Here is a 17,593-nt window from a genome sequence, read left to right on the forward strand (position 1 = left end):
CACTTAGTTCCGGGCGTCAGTCCGGAATCGGAACGCCGCCGAAGACGAGGAGCGCGACGATCCAGTAGGCGACGTACAGTCCGGCGAGGAGGTAGCCGTGTCCGCGCCGGAGTCGCCCGGTGGAGATGGCGTAGGCGGCGACGGCGGTCAGGACGATCACCGCGGGGAGGTGGAAGACGAGTACGGACGACGGGATCGCCACGTCCGCGACGAACGCGATGACGCCGACGTTCGCCGTGACGGAGAAGATCACGCTGCCGATGACGTGGCCGATCCCGATCTCCGGGATTCCCCGGCGGACCGGCTCGATCGTCAACAGCAGGTTCTCGAACGTCAAGACCAGCGTGAGGACGGTCGCGCCGAAGACCGTCCCTTCGATCCCCCACGACTCGACGATCACTTCGGAACTCGCCTCGAGGAGAATCGCGCCCGCGACGATGCCGACCAGCGCAAGGATCGACAGTCCGAGCCAGAAGAGGCCCTCGTACCGCGACTCCGTGACGAACCGATCTTCGGGGATCTCCTCGAGAACCGTTCTGCGGTCGATCTCGTCGAGGCTGAGCCGCTCGATCGGAACGCCGCCGTCGGCTTCGATGCGTTCCGCGATCTCCGAGTCCCTGAACACGGGCACGTCGCGTTGAAACTCCCGGAGGACGATGTATCCGAGGAGTACGACGAACGCCGCCACCAGAACGAGTCCGTGGACGAAGGCGAGCGTGCCCGCGAGAACGAACGGAATCAGGAAGAACGGCGAGAGAACGAACAACAACAGGTAGTCCCTGGGCACCTCGACGGGGAACGGCCGAACGACCGCCGCCACCGCGAGGGTGATGCCGGTGATCGCCAGCGCGGTCCCGAGCGCTGTCCCGAGCGCGACCCGCTCGAGGCCGCCCGCGCCGAACACCAACGCGACGACGGTGTCGTCGAACTCGAAGCCCGTGAAGACGACCGCGAGCGTGAAGATCGAGACGCCGAGACCGATCGCGGCCCGGGTGAGGTAGCTGATGAGCTTCTCGATGCTGTAGGTGAGTACGACTGCGCCGACGACGAGGACGACGTACGCGAACCACGCCCCTTGGCCCTCGATGGCGCTCTCGAGGAGGTCTTCCACCATAGACCACCGCATGTTACCTGACAACATATAACTACCATCTCGGAGAGAGTACTTCGTTGGAAAACTATACACGCCCTCCGTTCGACGGCGGCGCGACCTGCCTCTCTCGATAGCGGCCGAATCGATCGCAGTTGCGGGTTGTGATCGGGAGCCTCGCGAATCCATCGCCGACGAGACGATCCCGTGGCTCGAGTTCGAGACGGGCGAATCGCAGACCGCCGAGTTTGCCGCCGAGGAAGAGACGGGTGTCTACCTCGAGCAGTCCCGGTCGGAGCCCGTCGGCGAGACCGTCGAGTGGATCGGAGCGCCACCGGCGAAATCGAGTTCGCTCTTTCCGGCGTGAACGTCCGCTGTCTGCACCGGACAGCGAAGACTGTCGAACTCGCGGTCGATCGTCACGCGGAGAGTTCTTCGAACGTGTCGACGCCCGATCCCGCGACGTCCGTGTCCTGCTCGCAGACGACTGAGCGCGGGCCGTGCGGGTCGCCGCGAGTCGATCACCGATCCGCCGCCTCCGACGCGTCGACCTCGTCGGCCTGAAGCACGAACTGCCGTTCCGGCGGCGGTGCGATCCGCAACTCGAGGGATCTCGTGAGCCGGTAGTACTTGCGGTTTCCGCGCATGTACCACTCGACGAGGTCGGCATCCTCGAGCGTCGACAGGTGGTGGACGGCGCTCTTCCCGTCCATGCCGACCGCCTCGGCGAGTTCCGAGACGTACTTCGGTTCCCTGGAGAGTTCGCGAAGGATCTCGAGTCGCGTCCCGTTCCCCAGCACCTCGATCAGTGACATGTTCACACAGTAGTCGGCCGGAGCAAGAAGGATTTCGCAGGTATGACCGCCGTACATACAGGATTTGAATGACGTTGGTCCAGGTTTATGCCCGCGCCTGTGCTACAAACTACCATGTCCGACCGAGTCACGCTTCCGGAAGATCGGGATCGGAAACTGCGAACGATCACGGACGGCTTCTTCGAACGGGAGGTGTACCTCTCGCGGACGGAGACGGCTACCTTTCTCCGGGAACTCGCCGACCAACTCGAGGCCGAGACGGCGGTGACGGTCGCGGGATCGTCGTGGGAGATCCCCTTCGAGTATCGCGAGCCGATCGAGGTCGAGATCGAGTTCACGAGCCAGCGCGAGCGCGAACTCGAGATCGAACTCGAGTTCGCCGAGGCCAGCGACGGATCGGACCTCTCCGTCCGGTGACTCGACTCGCACCGCCGGAATCCGAACGCACGGCCACGCTCGCCATCGGTATCCGAGTGCACGGCCACGCTCGCTACCGGAATCAGACCGACCTAGCGTGTTCGCGGTACCCAAACGATTAGCTCGCGGCCGTGGTAGTGGCGGTATGGATCTCCTCGAAGCGCTTCGAGCCGAGTCCGGCGTCGTCGCCGTCGTCGGCGCGGGCGGAAAGAAGACGACGCTGTACGCGCTGGCGGCCCGCGCCGCGAGCGATCGCGCTCTGCGAGCGGTCGTGACCGCGACGGTCCGGATCCCCATCTTCGATCAGCAGGTCGAGACGGTCGTCGTGACCGACGACCCGGTCGCGGCCCTCGAGGGGACGACGGAGTGGCCGGTCGGCGTCGTCCCCGAGCGAGAGGGTGAGCGATACGTGGGATTCGAGACCGGCGTCGTCGACGCCCTCGCGGCGGCCGACGTGGCCGACGTCGTCTTCGTCAAGGCCGACGGCGCGCGAACGCGCGAGTTCAAGGCGCCGGACGACCGCGAACCGCAACTCCCCCGACGCGTCGACACCGTGATCCCGATCGCGAGCGTCCACGCCGTCGGAAAGCCGCTCTCGGAGAAGTACGTCCACCGTCCGGCGCGAGTGGCGGCTATCACGGGACGCGACCGCGGCGACCCGATCCGCCCCGTCGACGTGGCTCGCGTGCTCGCGAGCGACCGCGGCGGACTGAAGGGGGTCCCCGACGGGGCGACGGTCGTCCCGCTGCTCAACAAGGTCGACGACGCCGACCTGCAGGAGATCGCCGAAGCGATCGCGAGGGAGATCATAGAGCGCGCGCCGGCCGTGTCGCGGGTCGTGCTGGGGCGGCTGATCGACGACGATCCGGTGGTCGATGTCGTCGAGGAGTAGGAGAGTTCTGGATCGCTCCGCGTCGTGTCTCGTCACCGGCTACGATTCCTCGACCTCGAGGCGCTCGACTGCCGCCTCGAACTCCTCGCGCGTGTTGACGTTCTCGAAGGTCTCGAGGTCGGCGTACTCGCGAACGTCCCCCTCGTCGACGACGGCGTAGTCGAGTTCGAACAGCGGTTCGACGATCCGCCGCTCGTCGCGTTCCAGGGCGCGCTCGCAGGCCTCGGCCATCGGCTCGGCCCGGTAGACCGCCTGGGTGGTCTGGAACCACTGGTCGTCGAGCCGCGGCACCGCGGCTTCGCGGCCGGCCGATCGATCGAAGAGGTGCTCGACGAGCGCGGGATCGACGAACGGCATGTCGCAGGCGACGACGAGGGCGTAGTCCGTCGCGGCTTCCCGAAGTCCGGTCATGATGCCCGCCATCGGCCCGCGGTCGGGGATCGGATCGACCGCGAACGACGCGTCCGGCCCGCCCTCGAGCGCGTCTCGGATCGCCGGCACCTGCTCCTCCCGGCAGTTGACGACGAGGTCGTCGACGACCGGGTCGATCCGGTCGACGACGCGGCGGATCATCGGGGTGCCGGCGAGTTCGACGACGGCCTTGTCTTCCTCGCCGAAGCGGGTCGAGTGGCCGCCGGCGAGGATGACGCCGGAACGTTCCGCCTGCCCGGTCTCGAGGGACATGGTCGACCGTTGGTCGACCGGGGCCAAAAGCCTCCGGTCGCGTTTCCGGCCGAATCGCTCACGTCGACGAGCGCCACAGCGCGCGATACAGCGTCCACAGTTCGCAGTCGAAGCGGTCGGCCAGCGATCGACACCGCTCGAGGTAGGCCTCGTAGTCCGATATCGTCGGCGGATCCGGGTAGGGCCGGTCGAGTTCGCCCGCCGCTCGGAACGCGGACCACTCGCGGGGACCGACGACGACGTACGCGTCGGGATCGACGAACATGCAGAACGCGGAGGCGACGGGCACGTCGACGGCCTCGAGGTCGGTCAACCGTTCGAGCGCCTCGGCGGCGTCGCTCGCGACGACGGCGTCGCCGATGGCGCGCCGAACGGCCTCGAAGTCGTTGTCCCGGAACTCCTCCTCCGCCTCCCGTCGCTCGACGTCGGGATAGTCGCCGAGGAACCGCCGGTAGTACCACCTGACGACCCAGGCCGCGTCCCGGCGGCCGTATTCGCCCGATTCGAACGCCCGCGGAAGCGTCTCGAGGTTCTCCTGCTCGACGGTGTACAGCGCCTCTCGCTCCCGGTACTCGCGCGCCTGCGTCTCGACGAACGACCGCGTGAATTCCATTGTGCGATTCATTACCACGGAAGGCGGTTAGTGTTTTTCTCGGCGGGACCGCCTCGGTTCGATTCTCGTCGCGTTCGGTGGAGACAGCGCCGACGCCCTCCAGGCTCGAGCCGAGATTCTCGTGTGCGAATGGATGGGACGGCCGCCCGTCTGGAATCGAGCCACTGCAGCGCTTTTGCGGATCCTGCAAATAGTTGCCTATCGTGCAAACTCGATCGCGGGTATCGCTCGACGTTCCGTTTCCGGAGGAACGCGTCCGCCGGTCTCGAGCGATGCAGGACATCCTTCACCAGCTCGTGGAAGAGGAATTGAACGAGCGCCGCTCGAACACCGCCTCTGCGGTGTCTGCTTCGAGAAGGCATCGACCGACTGTGGTCGACGCTTCCTGCTCCGACAGGGGATTCTTCGATCCGTCTCTCGACGCTACATACTGCTTGTGCGGTAGAAAACCTCATGCATGCTCGGGTAGTTGGTTCTGTCTAACGGGTGAAACGTACCAATGTCCAGTGACCAACGAGATCCGGTCAAGACGATCTGTCCGTACTGTGGGGTCGGGTGTGGGATCCAGGTCCAGCAGGGCGAGGAACCCGGCGACGTCCAGTTCATGCCCTGGGGCGACGCCCCGGTCAACGAGGGCCGCATCTGCATCAAGGGCGGCGCGGCGACGGAAGTCGTCGACCACGAGGATCGGCTCACTGACCCGCTGATCAAGGAAGACGGAGAGTTCCGCGAGGCCACCTGGGAGGAGGCCTACGAGTACGTCGTGAGCGAACTCGAGCGGATCCGCGACGAGTACGGCCCGGACGCGACGGGCTTTTTCGGCTCCTCGAAGGTGATGAACGAGGAGAACTACCTCCTCCAGAAGCTCGCGCGCCGGTACGGAACGAACAACGTCGACAACTGCACGCGGATGTGTCACGCCTCGACGGTCTGGGCGCTGCGGACCAGCCTGGGCGCGGGGGCGATGACCAACAGCATGCGCGACCTCCGCGAGGAGGCCGACGTGTTCTGGATACAGGGGGCGAATCCGGGCGAGCAACACCCCATCGCCAACAGCCAGTACTTCCGGCAAGCGGTGCTCGAGGGCGCGACCGTCATCCAGGTCGACCCGCACGCGAACAAGACGACGCGGTCGTTCCAGATCGACGACACCGACCGTCACCAGCACCTGCAGCTGAATCCCGGAACCGACATTCCACTGTTGAATATCGTCCTCAAGACGATCCTCGAGAAGCACGAGGAGAACCCCGACGAGGGCTGGATCGACGAGGCGTTCATCGAGGAGCGCACCGAGGGGTTCGAGCACCTCGTCGAAACGCTCGAGGAGTTCGACGAGGAGGCCGCGGCCGAGGAGTGTGGCGTCCCGCTCGAGGAGATCGAACTGGCCGCAGAGAAGTACGCGACGGCCGACAACGCGGCCATCTTCACCGGGATGGGGATGAGCCAGCACGCCTGCGGCGTCGACAACGTGCAAAACGAGATCAACCTGGCGCTGATCACGGGCAACCTCGGGCGACCCGGAACCGGTGTCAATCCGCTTCGCGGCCAGAACAACGTCCAGGGGACCTGCGACGTCGGTGCGATGCCGAACGTCCTGCCGGGCTATCAGCTCGTCGACGACGACGAGGCCCGCGAGTCCGTCGAGGAGGTCTGGGGCTTCGAGATTCCGGACGAGCCCGGCCTCACGAACGTCGAAATCTCGTACGAGGCCGGCGACTCGATCAAGGGCCTCTACGTCATGGGCGAGAACCCCGTGATGAGCGAACCCGACGCCAACGCCGTCGCCGAACGGCTCGCGGACCTCGAATTCACGGTCGTCCAGGACATCTTCCCGACCGAAACCGCGGAGTACGCCGACGTCATCCTGCCGGCGACGACCTGGGCCGAACGTGGCGGCACCGTCACTAACACCGACCGCCGCGTCCAGCGCATGCGCGGCGTCGAGAAGGTCCACGAGAACACGAAGCACGACCTCGAGATCGTGAGCGAGGTCGGTAAGCGACTGTTCGACGACGGCGACGAACTGTTCGACTTCGACGACCCCGAGGCGGTCTTCGAGGAACTCCGGCAGGTCTGCCCGAGCTACCACGGGATGACCTACGAGCTACTGGGCGAAGAGGGACTGCACTGGCCCTGCTACGAACTCGGCGACGAGGGCGACCCGTTCCTCTACGAGGACGAGTTCGACACCGAGAGCGGGCGCGGTCACATCGAAGGCGTCGACCACCAACCGCCGGCCGAGACTCCCGACGACGAGTACCCGCTGATCCTCACGACGGCGCGCCTCGAGGAGCACTACAACACCGGCACGATGAGCACGCGGTCGCCGACGCTCAACCGCCAGACGCCGGAGAACTTCGTCGACGTCCACCCCGCCGACGCCGAGCGCTACGGGATCGAGGACGGCGAGTACGTCCGGCTCCACTCGCGACGCGGCGAGATCACGCTCGAGGCCCAGGTGACCGAAGACACCAAGGAGGGCGTCGTCTGGACGACGCCGCACTTCGCGGCCGCCTCGGCGAACAGACTCACGAACCACGTGCTCGACGAACGGGCGAAGATCCCCGAGTACAAGGCCGCCGCCGCGGAGATCGAGGTCGACGTCGAACCGCTCGGCGAGACGGCCGACCCTACAGCGGACGACGACTGACCGCCGTCGGAACGTCAGTCGTCGACCTCGAGGTGCGTCTCCGTCGCTCCGGCCAACTCGAGCCAGGGCGCGGCGCTCGACGCGGAGACGACGAGGTCGACCAGCAGTCGATCACACGCTTCGCAGGCCGCGCGAACGGCGACGCGGGGCTGGCGACAGCAGTGCTCGAGGCGCTCGGTCGTCGCCGGTGTCGGACCGCCACAGATCGGACAGTCCGCTCGCAACAGTCGCAGCCCCGTCAGTGCGTCGCGTCGCTCGTCCGCGTCGAGGGCGTCCCAGCCGTCGAGACGGGACCGGAGTTCGGCCGCCGCGGCGACGTCCGCCGTCAGCGCCGCTGTCGATTCCCATTGAACCCGCCTCCGCCCCTCGAGTTCGAACGACGCGTCGCCGACGCGTTCGACCTCGTCGACGCCGAGCGTCGATCGCACCGCGGCCGCGCTTGGATCGGCCGCGCCGTCGCTCGAGAGCCGCTCGTTCCACCGCGTCCGGAACGCGGGCGTCAGTCGGACCGCGCCCCCGCGATCGGTCGCGACGCCGGCAGCGGTCAAGACGCGCGTCAGTTCCGCGGGCGTCACCGTCTCGACCATCGGTCCGGACGCCGGCGACTTTCCGAAGGCCTCGAGGACGCGCTCGGGGAGGTAGCGCCGGGTGAGCGTCGGCGTGCCCGGGATCAGGTAGCCCCGGAGGAGAACGATCACCAGGGATGCGACCAACGCGAGCGCGCCGACGGGCGGGGAGACGACGACACCGATCGCCGTCGCGAGCGCAGCCGCGATCGCGACGTTCAGTACCGTACACGGGATACACCGGTTTTCACCGGTGTACTCCGGCCGGCCGAACCGCGCGAGGGCGTCGGGGATATCGATCACCGGTTCCCACTACCGGACGCTACGCGCCGAACGGCGAAAAAAGGCCACCGCTCGAACGACGGCTGATTCCCGCCACAGTACTATCATACGAAAACTCGGATATATGAACTAAAGAACGCTAATTTATAATAGTTCCATGCGTAATTATCGTTCGTTGTGAGTGTGTGGTAAGTACTAACACGACTCGGCTCCAAGACGACCACTAGTGAGTTTCGATGACTGAACTCGGCGGATTCCAGGACAACGTCGCTCGAATCGACCTGAGCGATGGGGAGGTGAACTACGAATCGATCGACGACGAGGACGCGGAGAAGTACATCGGCGCACGCGGGCTCGGGGTGAAGTACGTCTTCGAGCAGGGACCGGACGTCGACCCGCTCGGCCCCGACAACCTGCTCGCGTTCATGAACGGGCCGCTCTCGGGCACGCAGGTGACGATGAGCGGACGGATCGCCGTCTGTACGAAGTCGCCGCTGACCGGCACCGTCACCGATAGCCACCACGGCGGGTGGTCCGGCGCTCGGCTCAAGTGGGCCGGGTTCGACGGTCTGCTGTTCGAAGGCCAGGCCGACGACCCGGTGTACGCGTTCGTCGAAGACGGCGACGTCGAACTCCGTGATGCCACCCACCTCTGGGGAAAGGGGGTCCACGAGACCCGCGACACCATCGAGGAGGAGGTCGACGGCGCCTTCGGGAAGAACCTGAGCATCATGGCGATCGGGCAGGCGGGCGAGAACCTCGTTCGGTACGGCTGCATCATCAACGAGGACGACCGCGCGTCCGGTCGCGGTGGGACGGGGTGTGTCGCCGGCTCGAAGAACCTCAAGGCGGTCGTCGTCAAGTCCAACACCAGGATGCCCCAGCCCGCAGATCAGGAGACGTTCAAGGAGGGCCACCAGCAGGCGATGCAGGCAATCCAGGAGTCCGAGGTCACCGCGCCCAACGAGGGCGGCCTCTCGATGTACGGGACGAACGTCCTGATGAATATCACCGAGGAGATGGACGGCCACCCGACGAAGAACGGCGTCTACACCTCGGGGAACGCCTACAACGAGAGCGAACCGGATCGACCGGCGGACCTCGATGCCGACCGCATCAGCGGCGAGAACGTCCGCGAGAACATCCTCGTCGACGAGCCGACCTGTCACTCCTGTCCGGTCGCCTGCAAGAAGGAGGTCGAGGTCGACGTGATGCACAAGGGCGAGGAGATGAACGTCCGGATGGAGTCCTACGAGTACGAGTCCGCCTGGGCGCTCGGGACGAACTCGGCCAACGACGACCGGGACCAGATCGCCCTGATGATCGACCGCTGTAACGACTTCGGGATGGACACCATCGACACGGGCAACATGCTCGCGATGGCCATGGAGATGAGCGAGAAGGGGTACGTCGACGAGGATATCGACTGGGGCGACACCGAGCAGATGGTCGAGATGATCGAGCGCATCGCCCACCGCGACGACGAACTCGCCGATGGACTCGCGGAGGGTGCCGAAGGCGCGGCCGACCGATTCGACGCCCACGACAGCCGATTGGACGTCAAAGGCGAGACCATCGCCGCGTACGATCCCCGCTGTCTGAAGGGGATGGGGATCGGCTACGCGACCTCGAACCGCGGCGCGTGCCACCTGCGCGGGTACACGCCCGCCGCGGAGATCCTCGGTATCCCGGAGAAGGTCGATCCCTACGAGTGGGAAGGCAAAGGCGAACTCACCGCCCAGTTCCAGGACCTCCACGCCATCTCGGACAGCTTCGACATCTGTAAGTTCAACGCCTTCGCGGAGGGCATCGAGGAGTACGTCCTTCAGTACAACGGGATGACCGGACTGGACGTCTCCGAGGAGGAACTGCTCGAGGCCGGCGAACGCGTCTACAACTTAGAGCGCTACTACAACAACCTCGTCGGCTTCGACGGCGACGACGACTCGCTGCCCGCGCGGTTCCTCGAGGACGGCATCCGCGGCCAGGGCGCCAGCGAGGGCGAGTACTGCGAACTCGAGGAGATGAAGGAGGAGTACTACGACTACCGCGGCTGGGTCGACGGCGTCGTGCCGGACGAGAAACTCGACGACCTCGGCATCGACCTCGGGCCGGGGACGGGCGTCAGCAGCGGCGGTGCAGCGGCACCGAGCGACGACTAGCCGCTCCGATTTCCCGCCTGACGTTCGGTCTCTGCCGTCCGCAATCGTGACTGGAAGCGACGATTCCTGCTAGCCGGACGACTCGAACTCGAGTACGTGTCGGTCCTCGAATCGCTCGCGACTCGTCGAGTGATCGATAGTTCCGATCGCTCTCGACCGCTACGTTCACCTCGAACCAGTTGTCAGAAATTACTTATAGGGTCGATTAACTTCAGACGGTATGGGGTATGCAAAACGGTGGGCTGGTGTGAATCGCAACATGATCCGGCGGCCGGGGACGTTCTTGACGGAGTACCGGGAGACGGACGGGATCGGCCATCCGGTCGCGTTCATGCTGTTTTCGTACCTGGCCGTGGTGGTGCCGCTCGCGTTGCTTGCCGTCGTACTGAACGTTACGGACCCGGCCGGAGCGGCCGTCGCAGTGCTGATCTTTCTGGGATTCGGCGTCGCGTTCTGGGTTCTGGGGCTCGTCGAGGCACTGCTCGCTCACGGTATCGTCTACCTGTTCGGCGGACGGGGCGCCGGGAAGACGATCGAAGCGTACGCGTTTCCGACCGTTATCCGGTACTGTCTGTGGTGGCTCCCGGTCGTCAACATCGCGTTCGGCCTCTACGGGCTCTACCTCCAGATCAAGGGACTGGCGACGTTTCACGACATCTCGACGGGGAAAGCCGCGGTCGCCGGCATCCTCGCTTCGGTCCTGTATCTACTTCCCGTGATCGTCGTCTTCGCCGCCGTGATCGGGGCGTTCATCCTCGATCTCGGCTCGCCGGCGGAGCCACAGCAGGCCATGCTCGTGCTCGAGTACGCCGCGTAGCCGACAGCTAACCCGATCTTTTACCGACTCGGCCGGTGATCCCGCGGGTCGCTGCTGGGAAACGGAGGCACTGCAGCGCCCCGAAGGCGCGGCCGCAGCGTCTCACTCAGGCGTCGGGATCGGCTTCGACGTCGGGAACCCGGAGCGCGAGGAGAATCATCACGCCCGCGAGCCCGGCCAGCGCGAAAAACACGTAGTCGAAGCGGCCGCGGTCGGCGGCGGCACCGAAGACGACCGGGCTCAGCGCTCCGACGCCGAACGCGATCGTTCGCAGGAGGCCGAAGCCGGTTCCGCGGATCTCCTCGGGGAGTTCGAGTATCAAGTAGGCCTCCGTGACCACGCCGAATCCGAGCAGCAAACTCACGAGCACGGTGATTACGGCGATCGGCACCAGCTCCTCGACTCTCTCCTGTGGCGGGGCGGACGAGCGGTACGAGATGCCTCTCGGATCACGAACGGGGATTTCGAACGGAGTGCCGACTGACTCGGTCCGTCGCTACTGCTGTCGGCTGTCGCGAGCGGGTGTTCGTCGATCTACCGGTCGGAACGAACGCGAACGATGCGGAAAACGGATCGCTCGAGGAAATCGGACTGGCGGATCCGTTCCGCCGTCCGCTACGACGACCCCGAGCAGTGCGGTCGATAGTCGCTCGGATTTGGCCGCGACGATCAGTCGTCGGCGACGGCGTAGGGCGCGCTGGCGTCGGTGCCGGCTTCGGGTTTCGTCATCTCGATCGCGATGTCGCCGCCGTCGACCGAGACGAGGACGTCGTCGAAGCACTTGCGGTACTCGGTCGCGTGCTTGCCGGAGGTGTTGATCCGGACCCGCTCTTCGACGAGGTCGGCCTCGGTCAGTTTCTCGACCTTCCGGTAGGCCGTCGACATCGGGATCTCACACCGCTCGGAGAGCTCCGTCGCGGTCAGCGACTCCTCACTCGTCGCCTCGAGGATGGCTCGGCAGGCGTCGTCGTCCAGCGCACCGAGCACCGCTCCGGCGTCGACTGGGTCGTCGGTTGCTGGCCATCCTCGCTTCGTAGTGGAGTTCGTAGCGGACATTGTCTTCACTTCATAGTACCGGCCGGTTCACCTCCAATTGAGTCCCACTAAATACAGGGTGCTTTATATGGGGCCGACGAGATTCGGCCCTCGAGTCCGTCTCGAGACCGTTCTGTTACGGGTCGAATGTGACGTTCCCATCGTACGGCGGCGGACGCAGGGTTTAGGAGGCCGCCGACCGCATCTGTACGCGATGCCCTCGGGGATTCGCGCGGAGGTCAAGATCGACGATCCGGCCGGCTGTGTCGTCACGCAGGCCGCTGGGGCGGCGAGTGGCGACGTCCAGTCCGTCTCGAAGAGCACCAACCCGGACGCGCCGGAGCGCGTCTCCGAGGAGTTCATGCTCGAGGCCGAGGACTACCCCGACGCGTTCGATACCGACGTCGAGCTGACGTCGATCTTTTCCTACGGCTCGAGCGAGGTGTACCGATTCAGTCGCGACCTCGGTCGCGGCTGTCCCTGCGAGTGGATCGAGCGCCACGACTCGCCCGTGACCGACGTTCGAACGAGGGGGTCGGCGCTGTTTTTGACCTTCCACGCACCGGATATGGAGGGGTTACAGGCGATCATCGGCGACCTCAAGTCGCAGTTCTCGAACCTCGACGTTCAGCGGCTCCTCCAGTCCCAGCAGGACCACGCCGAGACGAACCTCGTTTTCGTCGACCGGAGCACGCTGACCGCGCGGCAGTTGGAGGTCCTCGAGACGGCCCACCGGATGGGCTACTTCGAACACCCCAAACGGGCCAACGCCGGCGAGGTCGCCGACGAACTCGAGATCACGAGCACGACGTTCACCGAACACCTCGCGGCCGCACAGACGAAACTCCTCGACGCGATCCTCGAGTACGATTGACCGATGACCGGGATACTCGCTCACTCGGCGGCCAAGAGTCCTTCGGGAGCTACCGCCGTTCGGCGACGAACCGCAACCCTATATATAATGGACGCACAGCTATGAACGTAGGCAACTCACGTCTCAGACGACTACCGACCCTCTCATGAGCAGATACGAATTTACCTGTCCCGACTGCGGCCAAGCGATCGAGGTCAACGAGGAGATGCGCGAGGCCACGTTAGAACACGGCTGTCCGGTCTGTGGGAGCGACGTCACGCCGGCGGATTTCGCCGCCGAGCAACGGACGAACTGACCGGTCGGGCCCGATGGCTACGGATCTCCCCGCTACTCTTCGCGATCGACGTCGGTTCGCCGACCGCTGAGCGACTCCGGCTCGAGCCGATACAGTTCGATATCGAGGTCTTTCTTCCCCTGTGCCCAGATCTCGAACAGCGGGCGCTTCGCGTCGCCGTACTGGGCGATCTGTTCGGGCGTCAGCTCCGCCGGCGGGATGTTCTCTAAACGCCCCGTGGCGATGACGCTCCGGTAGGTCGAGTCCACCTCGTCGTAGACGACGAGCCGCGCTTCCGGCGAGGACTCGAGGAACTGCCGCTTCTCGCTTTCCGGCGTCGACACCAGCCGCATGTAGAACTCCCGCCCGTCGCCGTCGTACCCGTACGAAATCGGGATCGCGTAGGGATCGTCGGTGCGCGCGAGCGAGAGCACCCCCGTCTCGTGCTGACCGAGGAAGTCGTCGATCTCCGCGTCGGTCATTTCGGTCTCCTGATCGATAGCCATCGTCTCAGTGTCTCGAGCAAGGAGGAACACGCTCTTTATAGTTGCCATCGCCGTCGCGGCGCTGCCTCGGCCGTCGATCGCGGATCAGTGGTTCGGTCCGTCTCCGCGGTCGCTGCTCGTCCCGATACAGACCGGTTCCCGGATCTCGAGCGCCGATTCGAACGCCGCCTCCCGATCGGTTCGGCGACCGATCCGCAGCAGTTGTTCCTCGTGTGCGCGGCGGACCGCCGACCGCTCGCGCTCGCTCAGGTCGAGATCGTCGCCCAGTTCGTCCCAGTGTCCCCACTCCGCCAGAAACACCTCGAGGTCGTCGCCCGCGTGGAGTCGCTCGTACTCGCGACGGTAGCGCTCGAGGGCCGGTCCCAGCAGTGTCTGGGCCCGATCGACGAGTTCCGGCAATCGCTCCGGGGTCACGCTCGCCTTCGCGGCCGCGAGCACGAGCACCTGTCCCTCGATCGGGTCGCCGGCCATCAGCCACCCGCTCGCATCGCTTTCTGGGCGAACTCTTCGATCAGCGGCTCGAGGGTGTCATCCTCGACCCCGTCACCGTCCTCGCCGTCACTTCCGTCTCCGCTCCCCTCGAAGACGACCGTCACTTCGGTGAGCGTCAACGACGGGCCGATGCCGACCGTCTCCGAGGAGATCGTCGCCGTCCAGCCGTCGCCCGCGACGGTGTCGTCGGCGATCCGCTCGCCGCCCAAATTCGTCAGATACCGAACGGCGAGCCGTTCGGAGATGCCGCGAAAAGATCGTTCGATCTGCGTTCCCATAGCCGTCATTCGACGCCGATCCGGATAAATTCGACCCGATCGTCCGACGCGGGGCGACGAGCGGGCACCGCTCGGACTCAGACGACCGCTCTGAACGCCACCACGGCGAGGACGCCTGTACACAGCGCCAGCAGGATGTTCTCGGTGCGCCACATCACCGCCAGGACGGCTGCAGCCGCCCCCCACTCGGCCGGCCCGCCGGCGGCCAACTCCGGCCCGAGGACGGCGATCACGATCGCACCCGGCAGGACATCGAGTCCGGCCTCGAGTCGCTCGCTCACCTCGAACCGGCGGACGAGCCAGATGCCGCCGACTTTCGCGACGACCGTGACGACGGTCATCGCGAGGATGACGCCGACGACGAGCGGGTCGAATGACAGTACCTCAACCATCGTGTCGCATCACCTCGACTGCGGCCGCGGCCAGTCCGCCGACCAGAATGTACCATCGCCCCGGGAGGACGTTCGCGGTGACGACGCTCGTTCCGAGCGCGACGAGCCACGGCACCAGCGTCGATCGCCCCTCCCAGAGTTCGGCCGCGAGGGCGACGAAGACGGCGGCGAGGATGAAGTCGAAGCCGTACTGGTCGGGATCGCCGACCGATTCGCCGGCGAGGACGCCGAGGATCGTCGAGCCGACCCAGAACAGCCAGAGCACGATGCCGCTGCCGAGCAGGAACGCGCCGCGGCCGCTGCCGGATTTCAGTTCGCGCATCGTCAGCGCCCAGTTCTCGTCGGCCATCATCACGAGGCTCCCGTAGATCTGGGTCGGCGAGAGGTGACGAAACCAGGGCTGCAGCGCCGCGCCCATCAGCGAGTAGCGCAGGTTGACCGCGAACGTCGTGGCGACGATCGCGGCGATGGGAATCGGATCGGCCCAGAGTTCGACGGCGATGATCTGGGAGGCGCCGGCCAGCACCGTCGCGCTCATCAGCGCCGCTTCCGCGACGCTCAGTCCGGCCTGATTGGCGAGGACGCCGAACGCGATCCCGTAGCCGCCGACGCCGACCGCGATCGGGATGCCGGTGAGAAAGCCGGCGCGGATCCCCTCCCAGTCGAAGGCGACGTCGTCGCTGTCCGGCGTTCGTTCCGGTTCCTCGTCACCGACCGGTAGATTCGCCTCTCGAGGGGCGTCCGTGCTCGACTCCGAATCCGTCGCCATCGCGTATTTTACTCTCCGACCGGCGGCGCGTAAAGCGTTCTCGAAACCGGAATGGACAGTGCTACCATCGCCCACACCTCGGCTCAGTTTGATCGGCTCCGGGGCCGATCCTCCATCGGACGACCCGGTCGGGATCCCTCACCGCGGGTCTTCGAGGCGTCCGCAGCCTCACGCCAGTGGACCGGCCGCTCGGCACCGCTGGCCCGCCGGCCGAGTTCGGCCAGTCCGCGTCCCTCGAGGATACCCCTGTCGAGTTCGGTGCAGACGTCCTGGACGAACGGCCAGGGATCGTCGCGACTCAGCACGTCGAAGGTGGGCTGTTCGTAACAGGAGCGAGCGATCTCTCGGATCGTTCCGGGGAGCGACGGTCGGTCGACGAGATCCGAGTCTTCGCGCAGGAGGCTGAGGAGGTAGGTCAGTTCGCCTTTCAGGTAGTGAGAGCCGACGCCGAGATCGTAGCGCGCGTCGATCTCGTCGGCGCGATCGGTCGCCGACTGCCAGTAGTACCGCGGGAAGTTCGCCCCCATCTGAACGTTCGCCGAGAGCGAGGTCCACATTCGGGGGTTGATCTCGGTCAGATAGAACGCGCCCGTCTCGGGGTGGCGCATGTACTCGACGCACGCCAGCCCGTGCCACTCGAGTTCGTCGAGCAGCGCCAGCGCGGCCTCCTGGAGGTCGTCGTCGAAGACGGATTCGCGGTAGACGCCGCCGCCACCGGTGTACGACGCGCCGCGTCGCTGTCTGTGCTGGACCGTCGCCAGCGCCTCGCCGCGATCGTAGAGCGCGCCGACCATGTACTCCTCCTCGATCGGGACGAACTCCTGAACGATGGGGTCGTGGCCGAACGTCTCCCGGAGTCGCGGCGCGTCCGGCGTCGTTCCCTGCCGCAGGTGTTCGACGGTCTTGCTCCGTCGCACCTCCCCCGCCGGGACCGAGTCGACGTACTCGTCGACGAGGAGGTTGTATCGGGATTTGACGACCGACGGCGTCTCGAGCGTCCCAACGTCGTCGAGCGGGCGCGTGTTGGGGACCGGGACGCCGGCGGTCTCCGCGGCCTCGGCGAGACGGACCCGGTCGTGGACACGTCCCAGCGTCTCGAGCGTCGGCCACGGCGTCGCGACGTGCTCGGCGAAGGCCTCCCGGTACTTCGAGAGGACGAAGATATCCGGTTCGCGAACCGGGACGACGGTCCGGACGTCGTCGCGGCGGGTGAGGGCGAGCAGCGCCTCGGCGTACTCCTCGAAGGCCGTCGCCGGATCGGGGACCAGGACGGCTTCGTCGCAGTACGTCGAGCAGAACGACTTCGTCGTCGGGTCCTCGGAGACGACGATCGTGTTGACGCCGCGTCGGGCCAGGGAGCGGAGACAGGCGTCGGTGCTCGGAACGGAGACGGCCGGAACGACGATCGAACCGCGCTGGCCGTCGCCGTCACTCGGGGAGAATTCCTTTCGAGAACTCATGTGTTTCGAGATCCGATGTACCTCTCGCCCGTCTCGAGCGATAGCTGATCGGCGTGAGTGTGCAAGTGTGGGACCGACTCGCAGGACGCCGTGACGGACACGCCGAAATCAGCGGAAAGCCGGTCGATGTCCCGCGGTCCCTCGTGTCCACGACGGACGACACCGACTCGTCGACTGCCGTCCGGAGAAGAGTCACACGGCCCCGAGGGCCGTCACCCGCCGGCGACCGGCGGAAACGCCGACAGCCGATCGCCGTCCTCGAGTACCGTCTCGACACCCGCCATGTGTGTCACGTCGCGGCCGTTTTTGAGCACGCTCAGCTGTGGTCTGATCGTTATGCCGTCGTCGCCGTCCTCGAGTAACTGTCCCTCGAGGCCATCGTACTCCGCCTCGAGGCTGGCCAGCACGTCGCCAACCGTCGCGTCGTCGTCGAACGCCTGCACTCGTTCCTTCTGTCCGACGGCATCCCGAAAGGTGGCGAAAAACCGCAACTCGATCTCCATATTCGATAGTCGTGTGCGGTCG

At 65.9% G+C, this 17,593-nt stretch carries 21 protein-coding genes; 7 read left to right on the forward strand and 14 right to left on the reverse strand.

The genetic code is table 11. From position 1 onward, the window contains the following. Positions 1–16 precede the first annotated feature (16 nt). A complete protein-coding gene (locus ACSFC7_RS08730) occupies positions 17–1,114 on the reverse strand; it encodes a sodium:calcium antiporter (RefSeq protein ID WP_436347323.1) in 1,098 nt (365 codons plus the stop codon). Positions 1,115–1,611: 497 nt separating this feature from the next. Then, entirely contained in the window at positions 1,612–1,905 is a 294-nt protein-coding gene (locus tag ACSFC7_RS08735) for an ArsR/SmtB family transcription factor (protein WP_436347324.1), read from the reverse strand. 114 nt (positions 1,906–2,019) lie between these two features. Here ACSFC7_RS08735 and ACSFC7_RS08740 point away from each other — a divergent pair, with 114 nt between their 5' ends. Together ACSFC7_RS08740 and yqeC are read left to right on the forward strand one after the other, a co-directional pair. Then, positions 2,020–2,322: an amphi-Trp domain-containing protein gene (locus ACSFC7_RS08740; RefSeq protein WP_436347325.1), complete on the forward strand. Its 303-nt coding sequence runs from the start codon at positions 2,020–2,022 to the stop codon at positions 2,320–2,322. Positions 2,323–2,467: 145 nt separating this feature from the next. Beyond that, positions 2,468–3,214, forward strand: coding sequence for a selenium cofactor biosynthesis protein YqeC (gene yqeC / locus ACSFC7_RS08745; RefSeq protein ID WP_436347326.1), 747 nt, complete (start codon positions 2,468–2,470; stop codon positions 3,212–3,214). Between the two features lie 39 nt (positions 3,215–3,253). Here yqeC and ACSFC7_RS08750 read toward each other — a convergent pair whose 3' ends face one another. Both ACSFC7_RS08750 and ACSFC7_RS08755 read right to left on the reverse strand, forming a co-directional pair. Beyond that, the gene (locus ACSFC7_RS08750; protein ID WP_436347327.1) at positions 3,254–3,898 is read right to left on the reverse strand and encodes a molybdenum cofactor guanylyltransferase; all 645 of its coding nucleotides are present in this window, start codon (positions 3,896–3,898) and stop codon (positions 3,254–3,256) included. A 58-nt stretch (positions 3,899–3,956) separates the two neighbouring features. Continuing rightward, positions 3,957–4,511 carry a hypothetical protein gene (locus tag ACSFC7_RS08755; protein WP_436347328.1) on the reverse strand — a complete coding sequence of 185 codons (555 nt, stop codon included), beginning with the start codon at positions 4,509–4,511 and terminating at the stop codon, positions 3,957–3,959. A 499-nt stretch (positions 4,512–5,010) separates the two neighbouring features. Between ACSFC7_RS08755 and fdhF the strand changes: the two genes are divergently transcribed. Then, positions 5,011–7,161, forward strand: coding sequence for a formate dehydrogenase subunit alpha (gene fdhF / locus ACSFC7_RS08760; RefSeq protein ID WP_436347329.1), 2,151 nt, complete (start codon positions 5,011–5,013; stop codon positions 7,159–7,161). Between the two features lie 14 nt (positions 7,162–7,175). On the opposite strand, the gene ACSFC7_RS08765 is transcribed toward fdhF, so the two are convergent. After that, positions 7,176–8,030: a hypothetical protein gene (locus ACSFC7_RS08765; RefSeq protein ID WP_436347330.1), complete on the reverse strand. Its 855-nt coding sequence runs from the start codon at positions 8,028–8,030 to the stop codon at positions 7,176–7,178. Positions 8,031–8,245: 215 nt separating this feature from the next. On the opposite strand from ACSFC7_RS08765, the gene ACSFC7_RS08770 reads away from it, so the two are divergent. After that, positions 8,246–10,171, forward strand: a complete 1,926-nt coding sequence (locus tag ACSFC7_RS08770) for an aldehyde ferredoxin oxidoreductase family protein (protein WP_436347331.1) — start codon at positions 8,246–8,248, stop codon at positions 10,169–10,171. 247 nt (positions 10,172–10,418) lie between these two features. After that, entirely contained in the window at positions 10,419–10,988 is a 570-nt protein-coding gene (locus ACSFC7_RS08775; RefSeq protein ID WP_436347332.1) for a YIP1 family protein, read from the forward strand. Between the two features lie 106 nt (positions 10,989–11,094). Here ACSFC7_RS08775 and ACSFC7_RS08780 read toward each other — a convergent pair whose 3' ends face one another. Together ACSFC7_RS08780 and ACSFC7_RS08785 are read right to left on the reverse strand one after the other, a co-directional pair. Then, on the reverse strand, positions 11,095–11,379 hold the full coding sequence (locus tag ACSFC7_RS08780) for a hypothetical protein (RefSeq protein WP_436347333.1): 285 nt from the start codon (positions 11,377–11,379) through the stop codon (positions 11,095–11,097). 278 nt (positions 11,380–11,657) lie between these two features. Further along, positions 11,658–12,044 (reverse strand): helix-turn-helix domain-containing protein, encoded by a 387-nt coding sequence (locus ACSFC7_RS08785; RefSeq protein WP_436347334.1) that lies wholly within the window; start codon positions 12,042–12,044, stop codon positions 11,658–11,660. A 193-nt stretch (positions 12,045–12,237) separates the two neighbouring features. Between ACSFC7_RS08785 and ACSFC7_RS08790 the strand changes: the two genes are divergently transcribed. Both ACSFC7_RS08790 and ACSFC7_RS08795 read left to right on the forward strand, forming a co-directional pair. Continuing rightward, positions 12,238–12,897 carry a helix-turn-helix domain-containing protein gene (locus ACSFC7_RS08790; protein ID WP_436347335.1) on the forward strand — a complete coding sequence of 220 codons (660 nt, stop codon included), beginning with the start codon at positions 12,238–12,240 and terminating at the stop codon, positions 12,895–12,897. Between the two features lie 145 nt (positions 12,898–13,042). Beyond that, the gene (locus ACSFC7_RS08795) at positions 13,043–13,192 is read left to right on the forward strand and encodes a DUF7560 family zinc ribbon protein (protein ID WP_436347336.1); all 150 of its coding nucleotides are present in this window, start codon (positions 13,043–13,045) and stop codon (positions 13,190–13,192) included. A gap of 32 nt (positions 13,193–13,224) precedes the next feature. Here ACSFC7_RS08795 and ACSFC7_RS08800 read toward each other — a convergent pair whose 3' ends face one another. From ACSFC7_RS08800 to ACSFC7_RS08830, 7 genes are all read right to left on the reverse strand, one after another. Further along, the gene (locus tag ACSFC7_RS08800) at positions 13,225–13,677 is read right to left on the reverse strand and encodes a pyridoxamine 5'-phosphate oxidase family protein (protein ID WP_436347337.1); all 453 of its coding nucleotides are present in this window, start codon (positions 13,675–13,677) and stop codon (positions 13,225–13,227) included. 84 nt (positions 13,678–13,761) lie between these two features. Continuing rightward, positions 13,762–14,148: a hypothetical protein gene (locus tag ACSFC7_RS08805; protein ID WP_436347338.1), complete on the reverse strand. Its 387-nt coding sequence runs from the start codon at positions 14,146–14,148 to the stop codon at positions 13,762–13,764. Continuing rightward, positions 14,148–14,447 carry a hypothetical protein gene (locus ACSFC7_RS08810; protein ID WP_436347339.1) on the reverse strand — a complete coding sequence of 100 codons (300 nt, stop codon included), beginning with the start codon at positions 14,445–14,447 and terminating at the stop codon, positions 14,148–14,150. The genes ACSFC7_RS08805 and ACSFC7_RS08810 overlap by 1 nt, the downstream gene beginning before the upstream one ends. A 77-nt stretch (positions 14,448–14,524) precedes the next feature. Then, the gene (locus ACSFC7_RS08815; RefSeq protein ID WP_436347340.1) at positions 14,525–14,839 is read right to left on the reverse strand and encodes an AzlD family protein; all 315 of its coding nucleotides are present in this window, start codon (positions 14,837–14,839) and stop codon (positions 14,525–14,527) included. Further along, entirely contained in the window at positions 14,832–15,608 is a 777-nt protein-coding gene (locus ACSFC7_RS08820) for an AzlC family ABC transporter permease (protein WP_436347341.1), read from the reverse strand. The genes ACSFC7_RS08815 and ACSFC7_RS08820 overlap by 8 nt, the downstream gene beginning before the upstream one ends. Before the next feature lie 83 nt (positions 15,609–15,691). Next, on the reverse strand, positions 15,692–17,068 hold the full coding sequence (locus ACSFC7_RS08825; protein WP_436347342.1) for an ATP-grasp domain-containing protein: 1,377 nt from the start codon (positions 17,066–17,068) through the stop codon (positions 15,692–15,694). A 212-nt stretch (positions 17,069–17,280) separates the two neighbouring features. Continuing rightward, positions 17,281–17,571 carry a ubiquitin-like small modifier protein 1 gene (locus ACSFC7_RS08830; RefSeq protein ID WP_436347343.1) on the reverse strand — a complete coding sequence of 97 codons (291 nt, stop codon included), beginning with the start codon at positions 17,569–17,571 and terminating at the stop codon, positions 17,281–17,283. Between the last annotated feature and the right edge of the window lie 22 nt (positions 17,572–17,593).

This window comes from Natronorubrum halobium, assembly GCF_051351675.1.
Lineage (GTDB): Archaea > Halobacteriota > Halobacteria > Halobacteriales > Natrialbaceae > Natronorubrum.